General features: G+C 40.6%; 17 protein-coding genes. 16 read left to right on the top strand and 1 reads right to left on the bottom strand.

The features are described 5' to 3' along the window. The first annotated feature begins 3 nt into the window (after window positions 1-3). The 16 genes from BVH04_RS01240 to ispG all read left to right on the top strand — a co-directional run bounded on the left by BVH04_RS01240 (window position 4) and on the right by ispG (window position 20,272). Window positions 4-726 (top strand): c-type cytochrome, encoded by a 723-nt coding sequence (locus tag BVH04_RS01240; RefSeq protein WP_086539526.1) that lies wholly within the window; start codon window positions 4-6, stop codon window positions 724-726. Between the two features lie 2 nt (window positions 727-728). Further along, window positions 729-2,021: a quinol:cytochrome C oxidoreductase gene (locus tag BVH04_RS01235; RefSeq protein ID WP_086539525.1), complete on the top strand. Its 1,293-nt coding sequence runs from the start codon at window positions 729-731 to the stop codon at window positions 2,019-2,021. A 22-nt stretch (window positions 2,022-2,043) separates the two neighbouring features. Further along, window positions 2,044-3,075, top strand: a complete 1,032-nt coding sequence (locus BVH04_RS01230) for a cytochrome c oxidase subunit II (protein ID WP_086539524.1) — start codon at window positions 2,044-2,046, stop codon at window positions 3,073-3,075. An 18-nt stretch (window positions 3,076-3,093) separates the two neighbouring features. Continuing rightward, on the top strand, window positions 3,094-4,968 hold the full coding sequence (locus tag BVH04_RS01225) for a cytochrome c oxidase subunit I (protein WP_086539523.1): 1,875 nt from the start codon (window positions 3,094-3,096) through the stop codon (window positions 4,966-4,968). Further along, window positions 4,952-6,028, top strand: coding sequence for a COX15/CtaA family protein (locus BVH04_RS01220; RefSeq protein ID WP_086539522.1), 1,077 nt, complete (start codon window positions 4,952-4,954; stop codon window positions 6,026-6,028). Before BVH04_RS01225 ends, BVH04_RS01220 begins: the two co-directional genes overlap by 17 nt. Window positions 6,029-6,030: 2 nt before the next feature. Continuing rightward, complete coding sequence (cyoE, locus tag BVH04_RS01215) at window positions 6,031-6,933, top strand: heme o synthase (RefSeq protein ID WP_086539521.1); 903 nt, start codon at window positions 6,031-6,033, stop codon at window positions 6,931-6,933. 2 nt (window positions 6,934-6,935) lie between these two features. Next, entirely contained in the window at window positions 6,936-7,517 is a 582-nt protein-coding gene (locus BVH04_RS01210; RefSeq protein WP_086539520.1) for a cytochrome c oxidase subunit 3, read from the top strand. A gap of 27 nt (window positions 7,518-7,544) precedes the next feature. Continuing rightward, window positions 7,545-8,321: a cytochrome c oxidase subunit 3 gene (locus BVH04_RS01205; RefSeq protein WP_086539519.1), complete on the top strand. Its 777-nt coding sequence runs from the start codon at window positions 7,545-7,547 to the stop codon at window positions 8,319-8,321. An 18-nt stretch (window positions 8,322-8,339) separates the two neighbouring features. After that, complete coding sequence (locus BVH04_RS01200) at window positions 8,340-8,672, top strand: cytochrome C oxidase subunit IV family protein (protein WP_086539518.1); 333 nt, start codon at window positions 8,340-8,342, stop codon at window positions 8,670-8,672. A 77-nt stretch (window positions 8,673-8,749) separates the two neighbouring features. Continuing rightward, entirely contained in the window at window positions 8,750-9,424 is a 675-nt protein-coding gene (locus tag BVH04_RS01195) for an SCO family protein (RefSeq protein ID WP_086539517.1), read from the top strand. After that, on the top strand, window positions 9,405-9,959 hold the full coding sequence (locus BVH04_RS01190) for a DUF420 domain-containing protein (protein ID WP_086539516.1): 555 nt from the start codon (window positions 9,405-9,407) through the stop codon (window positions 9,957-9,959). Before BVH04_RS01195 ends, BVH04_RS01190 begins: the two co-directional genes overlap by 20 nt. 34 nt (window positions 9,960-9,993) lie before the next feature. Continuing rightward, window positions 9,994-10,245, top strand: a complete 252-nt coding sequence (locus tag BVH04_RS01185) for a hypothetical protein (RefSeq protein ID WP_086539515.1) — start codon at window positions 9,994-9,996, stop codon at window positions 10,243-10,245. Window positions 10,246-10,301: 56 nt separating this feature from the next. After that, window positions 10,302-14,006: a sensor histidine kinase gene (locus BVH04_RS01180; protein ID WP_086539514.1), complete on the top strand. Its 3,705-nt coding sequence runs from the start codon at window positions 10,302-10,304 to the stop codon at window positions 14,004-14,006. Between the two features lie 46 nt (window positions 14,007-14,052). After that, window positions 14,053-17,517: a hypothetical protein gene (locus tag BVH04_RS01175; RefSeq protein ID WP_086539513.1), complete on the top strand. Its 3,465-nt coding sequence runs from the start codon at window positions 14,053-14,055 to the stop codon at window positions 17,515-17,517. 63 nt (window positions 17,518-17,580) lie between these two features. After that, window positions 17,581-18,285 carry an SDR family oxidoreductase gene (locus BVH04_RS01170; protein ID WP_086539512.1) on the top strand — a complete coding sequence of 235 codons (705 nt, stop codon included), beginning with the start codon at window positions 17,581-17,583 and terminating at the stop codon, window positions 18,283-18,285. Window positions 18,286-18,289: 4 nt separating this feature from the next. Further along, window positions 18,290-20,272 carry a (E)-4-hydroxy-3-methylbut-2-enyl-diphosphate synthase gene (gene ispG, locus BVH04_RS01165; RefSeq protein WP_086539511.1) on the top strand — a complete coding sequence of 661 codons (1,983 nt, stop codon included), beginning with the start codon at window positions 18,290-18,292 and terminating at the stop codon, window positions 20,270-20,272. A 188-nt stretch (window positions 20,273-20,460) separates the two neighbouring features. On the opposite strand, the gene BVH04_RS26535 is transcribed toward ispG, so the two are convergent. Then, on the bottom strand, window positions 20,461-20,597 hold a 137-nt coding region (locus BVH04_RS26535; RefSeq protein ID WP_140160497.1), incomplete at its 5' end, for an IS3 family transposase.

The following is a 20,597-nucleotide window of genomic DNA, read 5'->3' as shown; positions in this document are numbered from 1 at the left end:
AAAATGAAGATTGCTAAAACACTAAGTATTTTAGGTATAGCAGTAGCGGGGATTACCCTTGCAAGCTGTAGAGCAGGAGGAGAGAACCAAGGCTTAGAATTTGCCCCGCAGATGTATCACTCCGTAGCTTATGAGCCTTTGACGCAAATTACTGATTCAGAGACTAAAGGCGAGATCATCTCCAATCGAGAAGATGGTAAAGGCGAATATTTCAATAGCAACATTAACAACCCTCACAATATGAATATGCGTGAGCCAGTTGCTAATACTGTTCCTAGAACTAAGAACGGTTATTTGCCATACCGATACAAAGCTTTTGAAATAGAAGAAGCAGGTACAACTTTGAAAAATCCCATCGAATTGAATGATGAGGTTTTGACAGAAGGTAAAAGATTATACCAACTTTACTGTACTCCATGTCATGGTACAGGTGGTCAAGGAGATGGTAAAGTAGGTGCTATTATCGGAGGTGTAGCCAACCTTACAGGTGGAGCATATATCACCCTTTCAGAAGGACATATTTATCATGTGATCACAAAAGGTAAAGGCAGAATGGGAGCTCACGGTTCTCAGATCACTCCAGAAAACAGGTGGAAAATTGTTCACTACGTGAAGCAAGAACTCCAGGGTGGTCAGAATGCTGATAATGCAGCTACAACAGCAGAGGTAGTAGAAGAGGTAGAGGCTGACCAAGAAGTTACACAAGTAGAAACTCCAGCTAATTAATTATGGCTCACGACGTACAACACTATAATCTGGATCAAAAATTTGATTTCACCGCAGCGACAAAAAAAATCGTATTTACGGTTCTAGGTATCGGTGCAGCATTACTTGTCCTTGGTATCGTAATGGCGATATTTGGCGGTGGTCATGAGGAAGCAGCAGAAGCTGAAGGTCATGCATTTCATTGGTATGAGCGTCTTTACGCCAATCTATGGATCAATAACGTATATTTTACAGGTATTGCTATCATCGGTGTATTCTTCTTCGCTATTCAGTATGCAGCGCAAGCAGGATGGTCCACAGCTATCATTAGAGTAATGCTTTCCTTGGGTAACTGGTTGCCAATTGCTGGTATCTTGATGATCGTTACTTTCTTCATAGCAAATCATGATTTGTTCCACTGGACTCATGCTTATCTATTTGATAAGGCTTCTCCAGAATACGACAGTATTATTGATGGAAAAGGCTCTTTCTTCTACTGGCCAATGGCAAAGGGAACATTCCCTGTATTCTATATCTTCAGAATGGTTTTATTCTTTGGCTTCTGGGTGTTCTTTTTTAAGAAATTCCAAAGCTTTACCTATAATGAAGATATCATCGGTGGTACTACTAATTGGTATAAAATCAGAAGCTGGTCAGCATTTTTCTTGATTTTCTTTGCTGTATCATCTTCCATCGCTGCATGGGACTGGGTGATGTCAATTGACACGCACTGGTTCTCTACACTATTTGGATGGTATGTATTTTCATCTTGGTTTGTTGCGGGACTATCTGCTATTACCTTGATTACAATGTTCTTGAAGAGCAAAGGCCTACTTGAGATGGTTAATGAGAATCATGTCCATGACTTAGGTAAGTTCATCTTCGGCTTTACTATTTTCTGGACTTATTTATGGTTTTCTCAGTTCTTGCTGATCTATTATGCCAACATTCCTGAAGAGACTGTTTACTTCGTTGAGAGATTGTCAAGCGATATTTACGGTCCGTTCATATTTGTGAACATAGCCATGAACTTTGTGCTTCCTTTCCTGTTATTAATGACAAGAGATTCAAAAAGGCATGGAGTGTTTTTGAAACTAGTATGTGCATTGATCATCGCTGGGCACTGGGTAGATTTCTTCCTAATGGTACAGCCAGGCACATTGGGACATAATGGTGGCGTAGGATTTATGGAAGTTGGTATGTTCCTAATTTATGGAGCCGCCTTCACATTCGTAGTTCTTTCTGGATTGGCTAAAGGGAACCTAGTTCCTAAAAACCATCCTATGCTAGAAGAAAGCTATAATCATCACATTTAACAACAGCCGAAAAAATTAAGGTATGTACGGATTTCTGATTGGAGTAGGGGTTCTTTTGATATTTTCCATAATATGGATGGTATATCGAATCCAAACGTTAGTCTCTGTAGTAAAAGGATCTGATAAAAAGATCGCTTCAGGGAGTAATAGAATTAATGCAATTTTATTTGTTGTTTTTTTAGTGGGTTCAGGCATTTTGATGTTCTGGTATTCTATTAAAGAATTTGACAACTATCACTTGCCTATAGCATCGGAACACGGTGTGGTTACTGATAATCTGTTTTGGATTACAATGGCGGTTACTGGAATAGTGTTTTTGATTACTCACGTGTTGCTTTTCATCTTCCCGTATAAATATCAATACAGTGAAAAGCGCAAAGCGTCTTTCTATCCACATAATAACAAGCTTGAAGTCATTTGGACAGCTGTACCAGGTGTTGTACTTGCAGGTTTGGTTATTTCAGGATGGATGGCATGGTCTGATATCACCGCCCCAGCACCTGAGAATGCTAATGTGGTGGAAATCATGGGATATCAATTTGCGTGGGAAATTAGGTACCCCGGCAAAGACAAGGTGCTAGGAGATTATGATTATCGCTTGATTACAGCCACTAATTCTCACGGGATTGATTTCGCCGATAAAAATTCTATAGATGATTTTCCATCTCCAGTGGTAGTGATACCAAAAGGAGAGCCTGTTCTATTCAAAATCAGAGCTCGAGATGTACTTCATTCCGTTTTCGCACCTCATATGAGATTGAAAATGGATGCAGTTCCAGGCATGCCGACTCGTTTTTGGTTTGTGCCTACCAAGACCACAGCTGAGATGAGAGAAGAAACTGGAAATCCAGAATTCAACTATGAAATCGCCTGTACAGAACTCTGTGGACGTGGTCACTTCTCAATGCGGAAAGTTATTGAAGTAGTGGAGCCAGAAGCCTACCAGAAGTGGTATGCTGAACAAAAATCTTTCATTCAAGTTAATCCAGCACTAGCCTCTGGACTTCCTTCTGATACGAAAGAGCTTGCAGAAATTCAACTAACCGAAAAGTAACAAACAAAATTATAGATTATGTCAACAGCATCTGTCGCAAATCATGACGCAGCACAAGAACATGAGCACCATGATAATTTTGTAACCAAATATATTTTCTCCCAAGATCACAAAATGATCGCAAAGCAATACTTGGTCACAGGTATGTTTTGGGCTCTTCTAGGAGGATTTCTTTCTATCTTATTTAGATTACAATTGGGATTTCCAGAAATGGATATGTCTTTCCTTCGCCCGATTTTAGGTGGATGGATTGACGAGTCTGGAGCACTAGATCCTACATTCTATCTCGCACTTGTGACGATGCACGGTACCATCATGGTATTCTTTGTGCTGACTGCAGGGTTGAGTGGTACATTCTCCAACTTCCTGATTCCTTTGCAAATTGGTGCAAGAGATATGGCATCAGGTTTTATGAACATGCTTTCTTATTGGTTGTTTTTCCTTTCCGGTGTGATCATGTTTATTTCTCTATTCCTGAAGACTGGCCCTGCAGCCGGTGGTTGGGTGGTTTATCCGCCTCTATCTGCTTTGGAACAAGCTATCCCAGGTTCTGGTCTAGGTATGACGTTGTGGTTGATTGCGATGACATTGTTTATTGCCTCTTCATTAATGGGCGGTATCAATTACATTACTACTGTAATTAACTTGAGAACAAAAGGGATGTCTTTCTCAAAACTCCCTTTGACCATTTGGGCGTTCTTCCTGACTGCAGTTATCGGTTTATTGTCCTTTCCAGTTTTATTTGCAGCTGCTTTATTATTGGTATTTGACAGAAGCTTTGGTACATCATTCTACCTTTCTGATATCTACATTGGCGGAGAGGCTCTTCCAAATACTGGTGGAAGCCCTGTATTATATCAGCATTTGTTCTGGTTCTTAGGTCACCCTGAAGTTTACATTGTATTGCTTCCTGCTTTGGGTATTACTTCTGAAGTTATTTCTACTAATTCTAGAAAACCAATCTTTGGATACAAAGCAATGATTATTTCTTTGCTGGGTATTACTGTTCTTTCCTTTGTGGTTTGGGCTCACCATATGTTCGTGTCCGGTTTGAATCCATTTCTTGGATCTATCTTCATGTTCCTGACGTTGATCATTGCGATTCCTTCTGCAGTGAAGGTATTCAACTATTTGACTACACTTTGGAGAGGTAATTTGATCTTCACTCCTGCGATGTTGTTTTCAATAGGGCTAGTTTCATTCTTTATTTCTGGTGGATTGACGGGGATTTTCTTGGGAAACTCTGCTATTGATATTCAATTGCACGATACCTACTTCGTAGTAGCTCACTTTCACTTGGTGATGGGGGCAGCTTCCTTCTTCGGAATGGTGGCTGGTATATACCACTGGTTCCCTAAGATGTTTGGTAGAATGATGGATGCTAAATTGGGCTATATTCACTTCTGGCTCACATTTGTTGGCGTTTATCTGGTGTTCTTCCCTATGCACTACATCGGTATTGCTGGTTTCCCAAGAAGATACTATAGCTGGACAAACTTTGAGTTTGCCAATATGTACACCGACCTTAACATGTTTGTTTCTGTAGCTGCTATCATCACATTTGCGGCACAATTCATCTTCTTGTTCAACTTCTTCTATTCTATGTATAGAGGTAGAAAAGCTACATTGAATCCTTGGAGATCAAATACTCTTGAGTGGACTACTCCACTTCATCCCGGACACGGCAACTGGCCAGGTGAGATTCCTACCATCTATAGATGGCCTTATGATTATTCTAAGCCAGGTGCTGAAGAGGATTTCATTCCGCAGACTGTACCTCTTTCCGCCACTCCTGAGTCTAATCTTCCTCACGAGCAGGAATTGGTTCAGGCAGAATTGGATATAATGAAAGAAGAGGAAGACGTTTTGGTTTCAAATGAAACAATTCACTGATACGTCTTTAAATAGCTTTCGCCGTGTAAGTGTAATCACGGTGATAGCTGTTTATTTACTGATTCTTATCGGTGGGATAGTTAGAAGTTCCGGCTCTGGAATGGGTTGTCCCGACTGGCCGAAATGCTTTGGGAGTATCATTCCGCCCACTAGTTTGGATCAACTGCCAGCAAACTATCAGGAGATTTATCTCAATAAAAGATTAGCCAAGAATGAACGGTTCGTGGCAACACTTGAAAAATTAGGATTCTCAGAAAAAGCCAATGAAATAGCCAATGATAAGTCAATACTTATCGAGGAAGAATTTAATCCAGTCAAAACTTGGATTGAATACCTCAATCGGTTGGCTGGAGTTGTGATTGGTTTGTTGATTGTTCTTACTGTTTGGAAGTCATTTCCACTCGGAAAGTCTGATCGATGGATACCGATTTTGTCTATTTTAAATCTTATTCTGGTTGTATTCATAGGCTGGATAGGTTCTATTGTAGTATCTACAAATTTGCTGCACTGGATGATTACTTTCCATATGATGCTTGCTTTGCTGTTGGTTTCTTTATTGATCTACGTTTATCATAGATCTGGCAAATTGATCAAAAGCAAAGAAGTGAAAATGGATGTTCCGCGAAAAATTGAGATGGTATTAGTAATAGGTACTATTTTAATGCTGGTTCAGATTGTCTTAGGTACGCAGGTGCGTGAGCAGATTGATTTAATCTCATCCTCACTTGGGAACATGCTTAGAGACGAGTGGATAGGTCGAATAGGTTTAGATTTCCTCATTCACCGATCCTTTTCATTGGTTCTATTAGGAATCCACGTGTTGTACTTCTTCTGGGCATACAAATACACCCTAAGAAGATCTCAAGTAAATCTTTGGTCTCAGGTCTTGATGATTCTGATTATACTGGAAATAGCTACAGGAATGGGAATGGCTTACTTCGGTATCCCAGCATTTCTTCAGCCTATCCATCTCTTATTTGGTTCTTTGATTATCGGAGTGCAAGTTATTTTGCTACTTGAAATCAGAGATAACATTCAGTTTCGATTAAATACAAATTGACCATGAGGACAGTTGAAGTAACTGACCATTTTAGTAGTTTAGTTCTAAGCAAAATTAAAGCTTACGCTGAGTTGATCAAATTAAGGCTTTCAGCTTTGGTTACCTTCTCAGCAGTATTTGGCTACATACTTGGTGATCGAGGAGTGAGTTTTGGTTGGTCTGGATTTCTAGGACTGACTCTTGGCGGCTTCTTAATAAGCGGTGCATCCTGCGCTGCTAATGAGATATTGGAGCGTGATTTGGATAAGCTGATGAAGCGAACTCAAAACCGCCCACTTCCCTTAAAACTTATTTCTTTGCAAGAAGCGCTATGGGTTACTTCCATTGTAGCTATTATTGGCGTTGGCCTACTTTGGTATTTCACCAATCCGTTGACCACATGGTTGGGGATTTTGAGTATGGTGTTATATGTGTTTGTTTATACACCACTGAAGAGAGTCGGCCCGATTGCAGTATTTGTTGGAGCTATACCAGGCGCACTTCCTCCACTTTTGGGTTGGACGGCTGCTACTGGAGCTATCTCACATGAAGCTTTGATCATTTTCGGGATTCAATTTATCTGGCAGTTCCCGCATTTCTGGGCGATTGCTTGGGTAGGAGATGAAGATTACAAAGCAGCTGGCTTTAAACTTTTGCCTAGCGGCGGAGGGAAGGACTTGAACACTGCTATTCAAATAATGATTTACACCCTTTTCCTGTTGCCTCTGGGATTGCTGCCAAGTTATTTTGGACTCACTGGGATGACTTCTGGAATTGTTGCGACTGTATGTGGAGTTTTATTTCTTGCTCAAACTTTCTCTTTGATGAAAGATTGCTCGCGCAAATCAGCTCTTAGAATTATGTTTGGCTCCTTTCTATATTTGCCAGTCGTACAGATTGCTTACTTATTAGATAAACTGCCTTAACGATGGAAAAAGAACTTAAATACGTCGATATGGTTGATCAGCCTATCGCAATGCATCCTAAGAAGTTTGCTTTATGGCTTTTCTTAGTGACTATAGTTATGATCTTTGCTGGTCTTACCAGTGCTTATATAGTGAGACAGTCTGAAGGCAATTGGCTGGAATACGATCTGCCAACAATTTTCTGGTACACTTCCGGTATTGTGATCCTAAGTAGTATATTCCTCCAATATTCCTATGCATCGGCTAAAAAAGATAACTTCACAGGCCTTAGAGCAGGTCTTGGGCTAGCACTTCTGTTTGGAATTGCTTTTCTTGTTGGTCAGTGGTATAGTTGGGTGGCTTTGGTAGATGCAAATGTGTTTTTCGTAGGCAATCCTTCGGGATCGTTTCTCTATGTGTTCACAGGATTGCATGCTGTTCACTTAATCAGTGGTGTGATATTTCTGATTATTGTATTAATTTCGACTTTCAGATATAAAGTACATTCCAAGTCATTGGATACGCTTGAAATGGCAATTACATTTTGGCATTTTCTCGCTGCTCTGTGGTTATATCTATTTATGTTTTTGCTTTTGAATCATTAAAATAAACCAAGTACAAATCAATAACTTATGTCTGCGCATTCTACTGCTATAGGAGTAAGCTCGAAAAGAGGCGTCTGGGGAGGTGGTAATGAACCCCTCAAAGCCAGTTATGGAAAACTAATGATGTGGTTTTTCCTTCTTTCGGATATCTTTACTTTTGCTGCTTTTTTAATTACCTACCTCTCCATTCGTGTCAGTTATCCTGCTTATGCTGGGCCTGCTAATGAATTTGTAGGTTCAAACGAATACTGGCCGATTCCTGAATTGGTATTTGATGCCATACCGTTTGTACATGGTGTTCACGCACCGCTTGTATTTGTTGGTTTGATGACGTTTATCTTGATTGCAAGTTCTGTTACAATGGTACTGGCTGTAGAAGCTGGTCACAGAAATGATAGAAATGATGTAGTAAAATGGATGCTTTGGACACTCGTTGGAGGGATTACTTTCTTGAGCTGTCAGGCTTGGGAGTGGAATCACTTCATCCATGGATCAGAAGGAGGAGCAGTTTTGAAGTATGTTAATGACATCGGCCGATATGTGACGGAAACAGTATTTGGAGCCAATCTGCTCGTAAATGAATACGGTCCAGCATCATTTGCCAACCTTTTCTTCTTCATCACAGGTTTCCACGGTTTCCATGTTACTATCGGTGTGTTGCTTCTTTTCATGGTGTTTTATCAGGCAGCTGTAGGAGTTTACGACAGACGAGGTCACTACGAGATGGTTGAAAAAATCGGCTTGTATTGGCACTTTGTAGACCTTGTTTGGGTCTTTGTATTTACTTTATTCTACCTGATCTAAGCACTAAAAATTAGAATTATGGATATTCAAGAAAATAAATCAACTCTCAATGTAGTCCCTAAGAACAATGAGAAGATCAAGAAAATTTGGAAGACTGCTTTAATCTTGCTTGCTATTACGACAGCAGAATTTATAATGGCCTTCACAATGCCTAGAGGTATACTTCTTTATGTATTGTTTATGATTTTGACAGTATGGAAGGCTAAATATATCATGATGGAATTTATGCACCTTGGCGACGAGGTGAAACCGATGATCTATGCCATTCTCGTTCCGATTATATTTCTGTTTTGGCTAATCATAGTCCTTTTTAAAGAAGGCACAGACATATTTTCTCTGCGCTGGTTTTGATCAGAAGTTAAAAAGATATATAAAAAAAGAAGGTTGAAGTGAGACACTTTGACCTTCTTTTTTGTTAAACCATTAATATGAGAAGTTTGAGAATTTTGCAAGGGTTTGTACTGGTTTGCATCCTATTAGTCCCCATTTTGATTTTCCTATTTCTTAAAGGCTTCGGCAGTAACAACTACGATATTCCTGTCTTTTTCGAAAAAGGAGTAGATAATCCATTTAGAGAATGCCCAATTGCTGATACCACTCAGCATTATATTCCTGAGTTTTCTTTCACCAATCAAGAAGGGGAAACTGTGGGAAGAACTGATATGGAAGGAAAGGTCACAATAGTTGACTTTTTTTTCACCTCATGTCCAAGTATTTGCCCTGAAATGTCTGCTGAAATGGAACGCGTAAACGATATGTTCAGGGACGAAGATCGTGTTCAGATCATGTCCATTAGTATCGATCCTACCTTCGATACTCCTGAAATCTTAAAAGAATATGCCGAGAAGCACAATGCCGAGGCTGGCAAATGGGATTTTCTTACAGGTGGTGTGCAAGAGACTTATGACTTAGCAAAATGCGGTTTTATCATCCCTTCCGTCGACGGAATGGGCGTTCCGGATGATTTTGTACACAGTGATAAGTTTGTGCTTATAGATGAACTTGGACGGATCAGAGGATACTATAGTGGTACCTCACGTGAGGATGTGGATTTATTGATGTTAGAGACTAAAGTATTATTGCATGCAAGCGAAGGGAAATAGTTTGTTAGAGAATGAGGGGAAGGTGAAGGGGTGGATTATTGCCATGTCTGTGATCATCCCTGTAGCGGTGGCTGTGCTTATCTTCATGCCATCAAAAATTGATTTAGGCTCGGAGTGGGTTTATTTCCTGCCTCATCTGAATGCGGTAATTAATTCCGCTGCGACTTTAGCACTGATTGCTGGGTTGGTATTTATCAAAAAAGGTAGCATTCCTTATCACCGTGCCTCTATGACGGTGGCATTTGGGCTGGGAGCGATATTTTTGGTTTCCTATGTGATATATCATGCGGCAGCCGAAAGCACCTCATTTGGTGGAGAAGGGATGATCCGAAGCGTCTATTACTTCATTTTGCTCACTCATATAGTGTTGGCAGCAGTGGCGCTTTTCCCGATCCTCTTTGCATATTACTATGGATATACAGATCAGCGTGCGAAGCACAGAAAAGTTGTTAAATTTGCCTACCCGATCTGGCTTTATGTGACTGTCACGGGCGTGATAGTTTACTTGATGATCAGTCCTTATTATGTACATTAAAAACCTGCGTTACTTATAAACCGTAGGAAATAGTATGAAAAAAGCTTTCAAAATAGGATTTCTTTCGCTCGTTGCTTTTCTGTTTCACACTGCCAGTTTTGCTCAGTGTGCTATGTGCCGAGCATCTGTAGAAAATAACGTGAGTAATGGAGATACCAGCATTGGAGCTGGTTTGAACCTTGGAATCATGTATCTTTTTGTCATGCCATATCTAATAGCGATGGTACTGGGATTTTTCTGGTATCGAAATGCTAAAAAAAGAAAGGCGAAAATAGCCTTGCACTAAATGAATAGAAGAGCAAAGTTTGATCAAGGACTTTGCTTTTTTTATTTTACGTCTAAATGAAGCATGATTTACGTCGCCTGATCATCTTGATCAGTATATTCTCTTTACTTGCTGTGTTAGTATTGAATTTCTTTTTCTTCCAGAAAAGCGATCAAGAAACCTATTTGCAAGCTTTACAGGATCGTGTGCAGGCTGTAGATAAAGAATTTGATGAGGATTTTATTAAGATTCTCATGGATGTCGGGCCAGATGACTCCCTAAGCTTTGGGCAAATAAGTACGCCTATTCACAAGTATCCTTTTTTCATATTAAGTCCAGAAAAAGACCTTCTGTATTGGTCTGATTTCACGCTTACTCTTGATTTTTCTAAAGTTGATCTTTCAAAAGAATACCAACTCATAGAAGATGCCTATGGTACACTTCTGCTTAAGGTTCGAAATGTTAAAAGGAATAAGGCGGATTATGTAATGCTTCATGTGCTTCGCTTGATTTGGCCGGGCAATATTGAAAACAATTATCTAATCACTGGTGCAAATCCTAACATCTTTGGCAATGATCGGTTTGAGCTTTTTGCAAATCCTGAAGAAGCGTCAGCAGTAGTCAAGAATCCAGTAGGTATTCCGCTATTTGGAATCAATTTCCTTTTTGGCTACAGTCCTGCGGGTAGGGTGGTGAACCCTGCCATCCTAATTTTCTTTGCTTCTGTTTTCCTGCTTTATTTTCTATTGAGTTCAGATTTTGTGCTGAGCAAGTGGAAATCTGGCAGAAGATGGCAAGCTATCGGCTATGCCATTTTCATACTTGCAGCATTTAGGATGATGATGCTGCTGCTGGATTTCCCAAGTAACTATCTCACTTTGTCGCTATTCGATTCGGCGAATTATGCGTCGTCCTGGTTCAATCCAAGTCTAGGGGATTTGCTGATCAACACTTTATGTGTGGTTCTTATCTTGGTGATGGTAATTTTTCAGCTGGCTTCCAAGACTATGCACGAGAAAATAAAAGTCTTGAAGTCTCGCAGTGAGTTTCTGGTATTCTACTTTTTCACACTATTTGTGAGTTCCATTGGTATGTATTTGGTGTGGTCTCTGCCACGGGATTTGATGGTCAATTCTCAGTGGGCCTTGGATATTAGCTCCATTCCCTCATTTGATTGGTTCAAAGGCATAAGCTTTTTTATGCTTTTCCTTTGGGGTGCGGTATATGTTTTGGTCACGCTGACGATGTTTAGTTTGCTTCTGGAGATCCATCAGCGCAAAAAAGTTTATTACAAATGGATAGCAATCATCGGGTTTCCTATCGGCGGTATATTATTCTTCTTTACAGTGTGGGGCGGTGTAGTTTGGCTTATTCATCTTGGATTTCTACTCACTGTCATTCGGCTTGAGCTCTTCAAAAATGCCTTTAAACTTGGATTAGATACATTTCTCACTTTCTTCTTTGCGTGTTTGGTAACTGCGATTATTGGAGGAATTAGCACTTTTCAGACAGAGAAAAGTGAATTGATTCAATCCAAAACCCGCTTCGCAAATCAAAATCTTATCGAAAATGATGTGATGACTGAGTTTTTCTTAGGGGAAATCTTTACTCGTATCAAAAGTGATTTATTCATTCAAAATAGGATAGCTGATCCACTTTTCTCCAAAGATCCAATAGAAACCAAAATCAGGAGATATTATCTGGATAATTACTTTGATCAGTTTGAGGTTCAAGTCCGCGTGTTCTCTTCATCAGGACAACAAATATTAGGTTCTGCTAACTCCGATAATCTAGAGGATATACAATTGGAATATATCAAAAGTGATTTCGCCACCAGTGTGAAGGACTTGTATTTTATCCGAGGCAATGAATCTGCAAATGGAAATCGATTTATAGCATTTGTCCCAATGAGCAAGGATGGTTCATCGTTAGGCACAATCATTCTTGAACTTCGACAATTGCGCGTACAGCCAACAAGTGTCTATCCTAAGCTATTATTGGACAAGAAATATAACGACAAGCTTGATCTTATACTTTATGATTATGCCATTTTCAAAGATTCTGAATTTATCAGAAACTCTGGAACATTTAATTATTTGAGCAAAGGATTTGAGCAAGCTTTGACTCGAAAAAAATTGCTAACTGAAGGAGTTCATCAAAATGGATTTCATCATTTTGGGATAAAAAATGGAGGTGAATTGGTAATTGTGTCCTCCAGGAATATCTCCTTAGCTCACTTTTTTGGAAATATTTCTCTCTTCTTCGTACTCTTTGTGATCATGACTTTTTTGACTATTCTGATCAATACGCTGATCACTGGAGTCAAGAATTTCGAATTCAATTATTCCACTAAGCTTCAGCTTTATCTGAACTTTGCTTTCTTCTTTCCTATCATTATCATCAGTATCATTACGATTGGGCTTTTGGCAAATAGTTATCGCGATGATCTGGATCGACAGTATATGCAAAAGGCGGCGCTGATCAGAGGTAATCTGGGTAGTTTCCTGAATAACCAGAAGCCCGAAAATGTGGACGAGGATCTACTCAACGAAGAAGTAAACGAACTGGCGAATACTACGGCTAGTGACATTCACGTCTATAGCGCGGAAGGCAAGCTGGAATCTACCAATCGTCCGAATATATTTGAAAAGAAAATCCTGGCCCCGCTGATCAATCCTAAAGCGATTGCTGAGATCGAAGAGATGGGGCAAAGTCAATACCTGGCCGACGAGCAAATAGGGAAGTTACTTTATAAGACAGTTTATTTGTCAATTCCAGCTACTACTAACCAAGAGAATCTGGGGATTTTGGCTGTGCCATTTTTTGAATCTGAAGCCGAGCTCAATACGCTTATCGCAGATGTGCTTAGTAATATTTTCAATGCCTTTGTGGTGATTTTCATCCTCTTTTTGTTCGTCTCTTATTTCGTTTCTACCAATCTTACTTTTCCTTTCAAGTTGCTGACGCAAAAGCTAAAAGCTACCAATCTGGAGAATAACGAACCCATGTATTGGGGTTCCAAGGATGAAATTGGCTTGCTGGTGAACGAATATAACAACATGCTTTTCAAACTGGAAAACAGTAAAAAAGTGCTGGCTTCCACAGAGAAAGAGTCTGCTTGGCGGGAGATGGCAAAGCAGGTTGCACATGAGATTAAGAATCCACTGACACCGATGAAGCTCACGCTTCAGCATTTGATTCGTCTCCAAGATGCGGGCAGATTAGACGATGCGGAAAAGCTTAAAAGATCACTGGAGACCTTGATTCATCAAGTGGATGCTCTGAGTGGTATTGCTTCTTCTTTTTCCACTTTTGCAAAAATGCCGCTGCCGAATAGTGAGTTGATGAATTTCAAATTGGTGGTGAATCAAGTATTGGATCTCTTTAGCGGTGACCAGGAGGTGGAATTGGTTTTTCAGGATGATTCATTTACCAAGAATATTCCTATTATGGGCGATGATAAGCTTTTCGGAAGAGTAATTTCAAATCTTGTAATCAATGGCATTCAAGCCGTGGAGCCAGGAGTGAAGCCTGTGATCAGAGTCTGGTTATGGTTGACAGATCAGGCAGTTTTTCTGGAAATCACGGATAATGGCAAAGGAATTACAGACGAACTGAAGGACAAGATTTTCATTCCTAATTTCTCTACCAAGTCCACTGGATCAGGTTTGGGATTGGCTATCGCAAAAAGTGGAGTGGAGACTGCGGGTGGTAAAATCTGGTTTGAAACAGAGATGGGAAAGGGAACCACTTTCTATCTCACCTTTCCATTGATAGGATAATTTATCTAATTAGTATCTTCAAATCAAAAGGTATTTCGAAGTAAGCATGCGCGTTTGGCTACTTTTCTGGATTTTATTGTTGGGCTGTTTTACTTCGTTAAAAGCTCAGGAAAAATGTCGATGGATAGAATCAGAAATGTTTGTCAATCCTACTGTCCCAGACTCACTTTCCATACTTGAGGAAACGATCAGAATTACCGATAAAAATGGAAAATCCTACGAATTCAAGTATGAACTCAGCACGAACAAGGTTCAAGTAGTTTTTGAAAATGACAGTAAGCCTGATTCACTTTTGCTTTGCTATCGGACTTTTTCTCTTCGCTTTGATCAGCCGATTGCTCGCAGGACATTACTCGCGGATTACGATTCCACTGCCCAATTCAAGGATAATCGAATGGCCGAGTTGCCTGCATTCGACTTTCGGGAAGAGCTTTTTCCCACCACGAATCTCTATAAATCCGGAAGTCTCACGCGCGGGATATCCTTCGGAAATACGCAAAATGTATTTGTGAACTCTGCCCTCAATTTACAGCTAGAAGGAGATATAGCTGAGAATCTTAAAATTCGTGCAAGCATCACTGATCAAAATGTTCCTTTTCAGCCTGAAGGAAATACCCAGCAAATTCAGGACTTTGACAATGTACTAATTGAATTGTATAACGATGATTTTAGCTTGGCCGCGGGAGATGTGGTGCTTCAGCAAAGACAGTCTGAGTTTTTGCGCTACTATAAAAATGTGCAAGGCTTGCAGTTTACGTCCAATTATAAAATGAATGATAATTGGACGGCAAGTTCTCAGGCTTTTGCCTCCATTGCCAAAGGGAAATTTGCTTCCATACAATTACCGATTTTGGAAGGAGTACTCGGTCCATATAGAGTCAGCGGACCAAATAATGAGCGCTTTGTAATCATCATGGCAAATTCTGAGCGCGTGTTTCTGGATGGAAAGCAGCTCAAGCGCGGATTCAATGAAGATTATGTGATTGATTATAATCAGGCAGAAATCACCTTTACACCGAAAGTTCTGATTACACAATATTCCAGAGTTCGAGTGGATTTTGAATATGCGGAGCGCAATTATTCCCGATCCATTATCGGTGCGAATCATACCCAGACCAATGGGAAAGTTGATGTTTATCTGAATTATTACCAAGAGAAAGACAATAGAAACCGGCCACTATTTTCTGATTTTTCCCAGCAGGAACTAGGGCTTATGGCTTCTGTGGGCGATAGCACAGAACTCGCTAGAATCCCGCGGATAGATAGTGTGGCATTTGATCAGAATAGGATTTTGTATGCGAAAATCACAGAAGTTGATGAATTTGGGAATCCATTGATTTATTTTGAATATTCAAACGAACCTGAATTGGCGCATTACGAGTTGGGCTTTTCTCAAGTGGGAGCCGGTCTCGGGGATTATCGTCGCTCCAGTCAATTGTCCAACGGGACAGTTTATGAATATGTGCCGAGGCTAAGTGGACAGCCTCAGGGTGATTATTCCATTTTGTCCCAACTTCCACTGCCTGACAGCAAGCGAATGGTGACGGCAGGAACAAGAATCAAGCTGAATGATCATGAGAAAGTTTACACAGAATTAGCTCTTTCCTCAATAGATCAGAATCTCTTTTCTGAATTGAATGATGATAACAATCAAGGGCTGGGTATGAAGGTTGGACTGCAAAGTGAAGGTCGGGAATCATCACTTTTCAAAGGCTACACCATGAAAGGCCAGACAGAATACGAATACAATTCCACCAATTTCAATTTCATCGATCGATTCAGATACATTGAATTTGACCGGGATTGGGGACTGAGTCAGCAGGCTTTGCAAAATGCTGCCGCCGAGCAATTTTTTCGTGCAGGAATTGGTTTTGAAAAAGATGCGCTCAATCGTTTTGATTACCTTTTTTACCTAAGAAATAGAGCGAATGTACTGAATGGTACGCAGCATTCTGCGAATTGGAATCTTCAGATGGGATCTAGATTACGACTTAGGCAAGAGTTTTTTCGGTTAAATTCTAATCAGGATTCACTTACTTCTGACTGGACTCGCTACTTGGGTGATGTGAGCTATAATTCCAAACTCGTCGTACCTGGCTATCAATTTTCTTTGGATCAAAATGCATTAAGAAGGGCCGAGACAGATTCTGTGGTGAGTACTGCGATGAATTTTCAACAGCATTTAATCTATTTGCGCAGCAATGACTCGCTTAGCTACTCCTTCTTGGCAGATGCTGCTTGGCGTGAAGATAAGACTCCTTATGCTGGAGAGTTGCTAAAAGATACACGCGCATTTACTTCCAATTTTACTTTTCGCAAGCAATGGACCCAGCATAGTCTGAGCAGTACATTCACTTATCGGGAACTGGAATATTTGCAGCGCGACCTGCAATCCGAACTCACGGTAATGGGCAAAGTGGATTACCAGGGTAGTTTGGGTAAAAATCTAATTCGAAATGAAATCTCCTATGCGATAGGGAACGGTCGTGAATTGCAGCGTGAATTTATCTATTTGCCAGCGCCAAATGGAGATGGAACCCACACCTGGCGAGATGATAACGGCGATGGGGTGCAGCAATTGAACGAATTTTATCTAGCTATAAATCCTGAAGAGAAACAGTACATCAAGATTTTTGTTCCGACTGATACTTACATACAGGCATATACTAGTATTTTGAATTATCGTTTGCAGGCAAAATTTCCGGAATCATGGAAAGAATCTAGAGGTTTGCGTGCTTTTCTGCATAGATTTTCCAATACCACCAGTCTGAGTGTGGAGAAAAAAGTGACTTCAGACGACTTTGTGGATCGAATAAATCCATTTGTAGGCGGAGTGAATCGAGAAGATATTTTATCACTTCGTCAAGTAATTCGTTCCAGCTTTTTCTTTAATCGAGCATCTGCGAAGTACGGCTTTGACTTATCGTATTTTGATTCCCAGTTCAAGCAATTACTCTCAGGCGGTTTCGAGGATTTGATTCAAAAAGATTGGAAGCTGAATACGCGTTATAATTTCAGTGGGCAGACAACTTTGAGGATTCTGGGTGGAACGGGCAACCGAATTTCGTCTTCTGATTTTTTGGATAATAGAAATTATAATATTTCACAAAATCAAATTGGTCCAGAGTTTTCCTGGCAGCCAACCCCATATTTCAGAACTACTGCGACGTATTCCTTCACTGGAAAAGTCAATACGGCTAACGATGAGTTTAAAGAAAAAGCTCTGTTGAATCAAGTTGGGCTTGACCTTCGCTTTGCGCGAGCTGTAAAAACTACGCTGACGGGGAATCTCAAATTGATTCAGATCGATTACAATGGCGTTGCTAATTCTCCTGTTGGATATGAAATGCTCCAGGCTTTGACCCCGGGAACAAATGTTACCTGGAACGTGAATTGGCTTCAAAAAATCGGAGAAGGATTGCAGCTTAATCTAGTTTATGAAGGTAGAAATTCACAGGGATTGGATCGGATTGTCCATGTAGGGAGAATGCAAGTTTCGGCTCTGTTTTGATAAATTAATGTAACTTTGCGTAAGCTAAATAGTTGTCATACTAACTATTAAACTACGAATCAAATGAGCAAAAGCATCCTCGTCACAGGAGGTACCAAGGGAATCGGAAGAGCAATCATTGAGCGCTTTGCAGCGGAGGGTTTTGATATCTTCACTTGCGCCAGAAATGAGGCTGATTTGGCTAGTCTAAAGACTTTTCTGGAAGAGAAATATCCGAAAATCGAGGTGCTGACAATACAGGCAGATCTTTCCAAGAAGGAAGATGTGACCAGATTTGTGAATGAAATCAAGGCTGCGGCGATTCCTGATGTATTGGTAAATAACACCGGAGTCTTTTTGCCAGGCACAATTCACAATGAGCCAGAAGGGAATTTTGAACTGATGATGCAGACCAACCTGTATTCCGCTTATTATCTCACCCGCGGTTTTGTGAATGAAATGATTGAAAAGAAATCAGGACATATTTTCACTATGGGATCGGTAGCAGGACTCACTGCCTATCCAAATGGCGGGACGTATGCAGTTTCCAAATGGGCAATGCTTGGTATGACCAAGTGTCTACGGGAAGAATTAAAACCGTACCAAATCAAAGTAACTTCCATTCTTGCCGGAGCGACTTATACGTCCAGCTGGGAGGCATCAGATCTGCCAGAAGAAAGATTTATGAAAGCGGAAGATGTAGCCGAAAGTGTCTGGGCTGCCTATAACCTTTCGCCTCAGTCAGTTGTTGAAGAAATAGTAATGCGACCTCAATTAGGAGATATATAAACCCATGGAGCCAATTATCAAATCATTAGATCAGCTTTATTGCGATAGCTTGACGAGTTACTCTAGGAGAAAAACTATCCCTGTTAGAATCGGTGATGTCATCGTGGGTGGAGATAATCCGATCGTAGTACAGTCCATGACCACGGTGGATACGATGGATACCGAAGGCTCTATCGAGCAAAGTATCCGAATGATCGAGGCAGGTTGTGAACTGGTGAGAATCACTGCTCCAAGCATAAAAGAGGCAGAAAATCTTCGGCATATTAAGGATGGGCTTCGCAAAAGAGGCTACAATACACCATTGGTTGCTGATATTCACTTTACCCCAAATGCCGCAGAAGTTGCAGCGAGAATTGTGGAGAAAGTACGTGTGAATCCTGGGAATTATGCCGACAAGAAAAAATTTGAAGTAATAGAATATACGGACGCTACTTATCAGGATGAATTGGATCGTATTCGTGAGCGTTTTTTGCCTTTGGTGAAAATCTGCAAAGAGAATGGTACAGCAATGCGGATTGGAACCAACCACGGTTCACTTTCTGATCGGATCATGAGTAGATATGGCGATACTCCACTGGGAATGGTGGAGTCAGCATTGGAATTTTTGAGGATTTGTGAAGACGAGAATTACTTCGATATCGTGATTTCGATGAAGTCCTCCAATACCCAAGTGATGGTGCAAGCGTATCGTTTGCTCGTGCAGAAGTTGGACGAAGGTGGTTTCAAGCCTTATCCTTTGCACCTTGGGGTGACTGAAGCTGGTGAAGCCGAAGATGGTCGAATCAAATCGGCTGTTGGGATTGGCACTTTGCTGGAAGACGGACTGGGAGATACAGTTCGGGTTTCACTTACCGAAGATCCTGAGTTTGAAGCACCAGTTGCTAAAGCATTGATAGATAGATATGCTCACCGAGCTGGACATGCTGATATCAAGCCAATTCAAGAATACCCAGTTAATCCATATGAGCATTTCAAGCGTCAAAGTGCAGAGATTTACAATTTCGGTGGACACAATGTCCCTCGCGTGATTACTGATATTTCCAAGATCGAAAAGATCACTGAAAAGGAAATGAAGTCTGTGGGTCATTTCTATTTGCCTGAACTGGATAAGTGGAAAATGAATGATCAGGGATGTGATTTCGTTTATTCGGGCGCGAATCCTATTCCTTTTATGCTGCCAAATGGCATGAAGGAAATCCAGGATGCAGCTATTTGGACTACAGGTTCAGACCAGCAAAATAAATTCCCGCTTTTCGATTTGGTCAGCTTTTCAACTACCGAGAAACTACATTCAGAATTAAATTTCCTAGAGGTTTTTGATACGCAGATTGCAGAAGCGATTGCGCTATCTTCAGGCAGAAAGGACACTGTTCTTATCTTAGAGACCGAGAATAAGCATACAATGCCAGCTTTGAGAAGAGCATTCGTAAGTTTACTGGAAGCCAAGTCCGAGATTCCGGTGATTGTGAAAGTAAGCTATCCAGATCAAACACAGGATGAAACAATGCTTTATGCTGCTACAGACGTCGGAGGAGTTTTGATTGATGGATTGGGAGACGGGATTTTTATTTCCTTAAAAAAGGAAAAGGCTCATAGTCATGAAGAAATTCTAGATCATGTCAAACTTCATAATTCTGTTGGATTTGGAGTGCTTCAAGCTGCACGGACTAGAATGTCCAAGACCGAATACATTTCCTGTCCTTCTTGCGGTAGAACGCTTTTTGATCTTCAGGTGACTACCGCGATGATTCGTAAGCGAACTGATCACCTCAAAGGTGTGAAAATCGGGATAATGGGCTGTATAGTAAATGGGCCGGGAGAGATGGCCGATGCCGATTATGGCTATGTGGGTTCTGGAAAAGGAAAAATCACACTGTACAAAGGCAAAGAAGTAATGAAGCGTTCTGTTCCTTCAGAAAAAGCTGTTGATAAGCTTATAGAAATCATCAAGGAAGATGGAAGGTGGAACGAGCCAGAATTGATTTAACTGTTAATTCCCCATGGGTATTGGATCTTGGGGAATTATACAGCAAAGGTTTGGATTTGCTACAAAAAGCTGGACAATATTTTAAGCTTGTTTTGAAATTGATTTCATGTTTCGCCTGCCGCGGGCTACTCAAAATATCAGGAGGATTTTGAAGGAAAATCCCCCTGATATTTTCGAGTCTTATTATTTTATGCGGCTTTCTTTTTTGTTGTTTGCCCGAATTGATCGGGGGTGAGGTAATTGAGGTAGGAATGTTTCCTTTTCTGGTTGTACCAGATCTCTATAAACTCAAATATTTCTGCTTTAGCTTGGGCTTGGTTTACAT

Origin of the sequence: Algoriphagus antarcticus, assembly GCF_002150685.1 — a bacterium.
In the GTDB taxonomy this organism is placed as follows: Bacteria; Bacteroidota; Bacteroidia; order Cytophagales; family Cyclobacteriaceae; genus Algoriphagus; species Algoriphagus antarcticus.
Note: the sequence above shows the minus strand (reverse complement) of the source record. Positions and strands in the feature narration are given on the sequence as shown.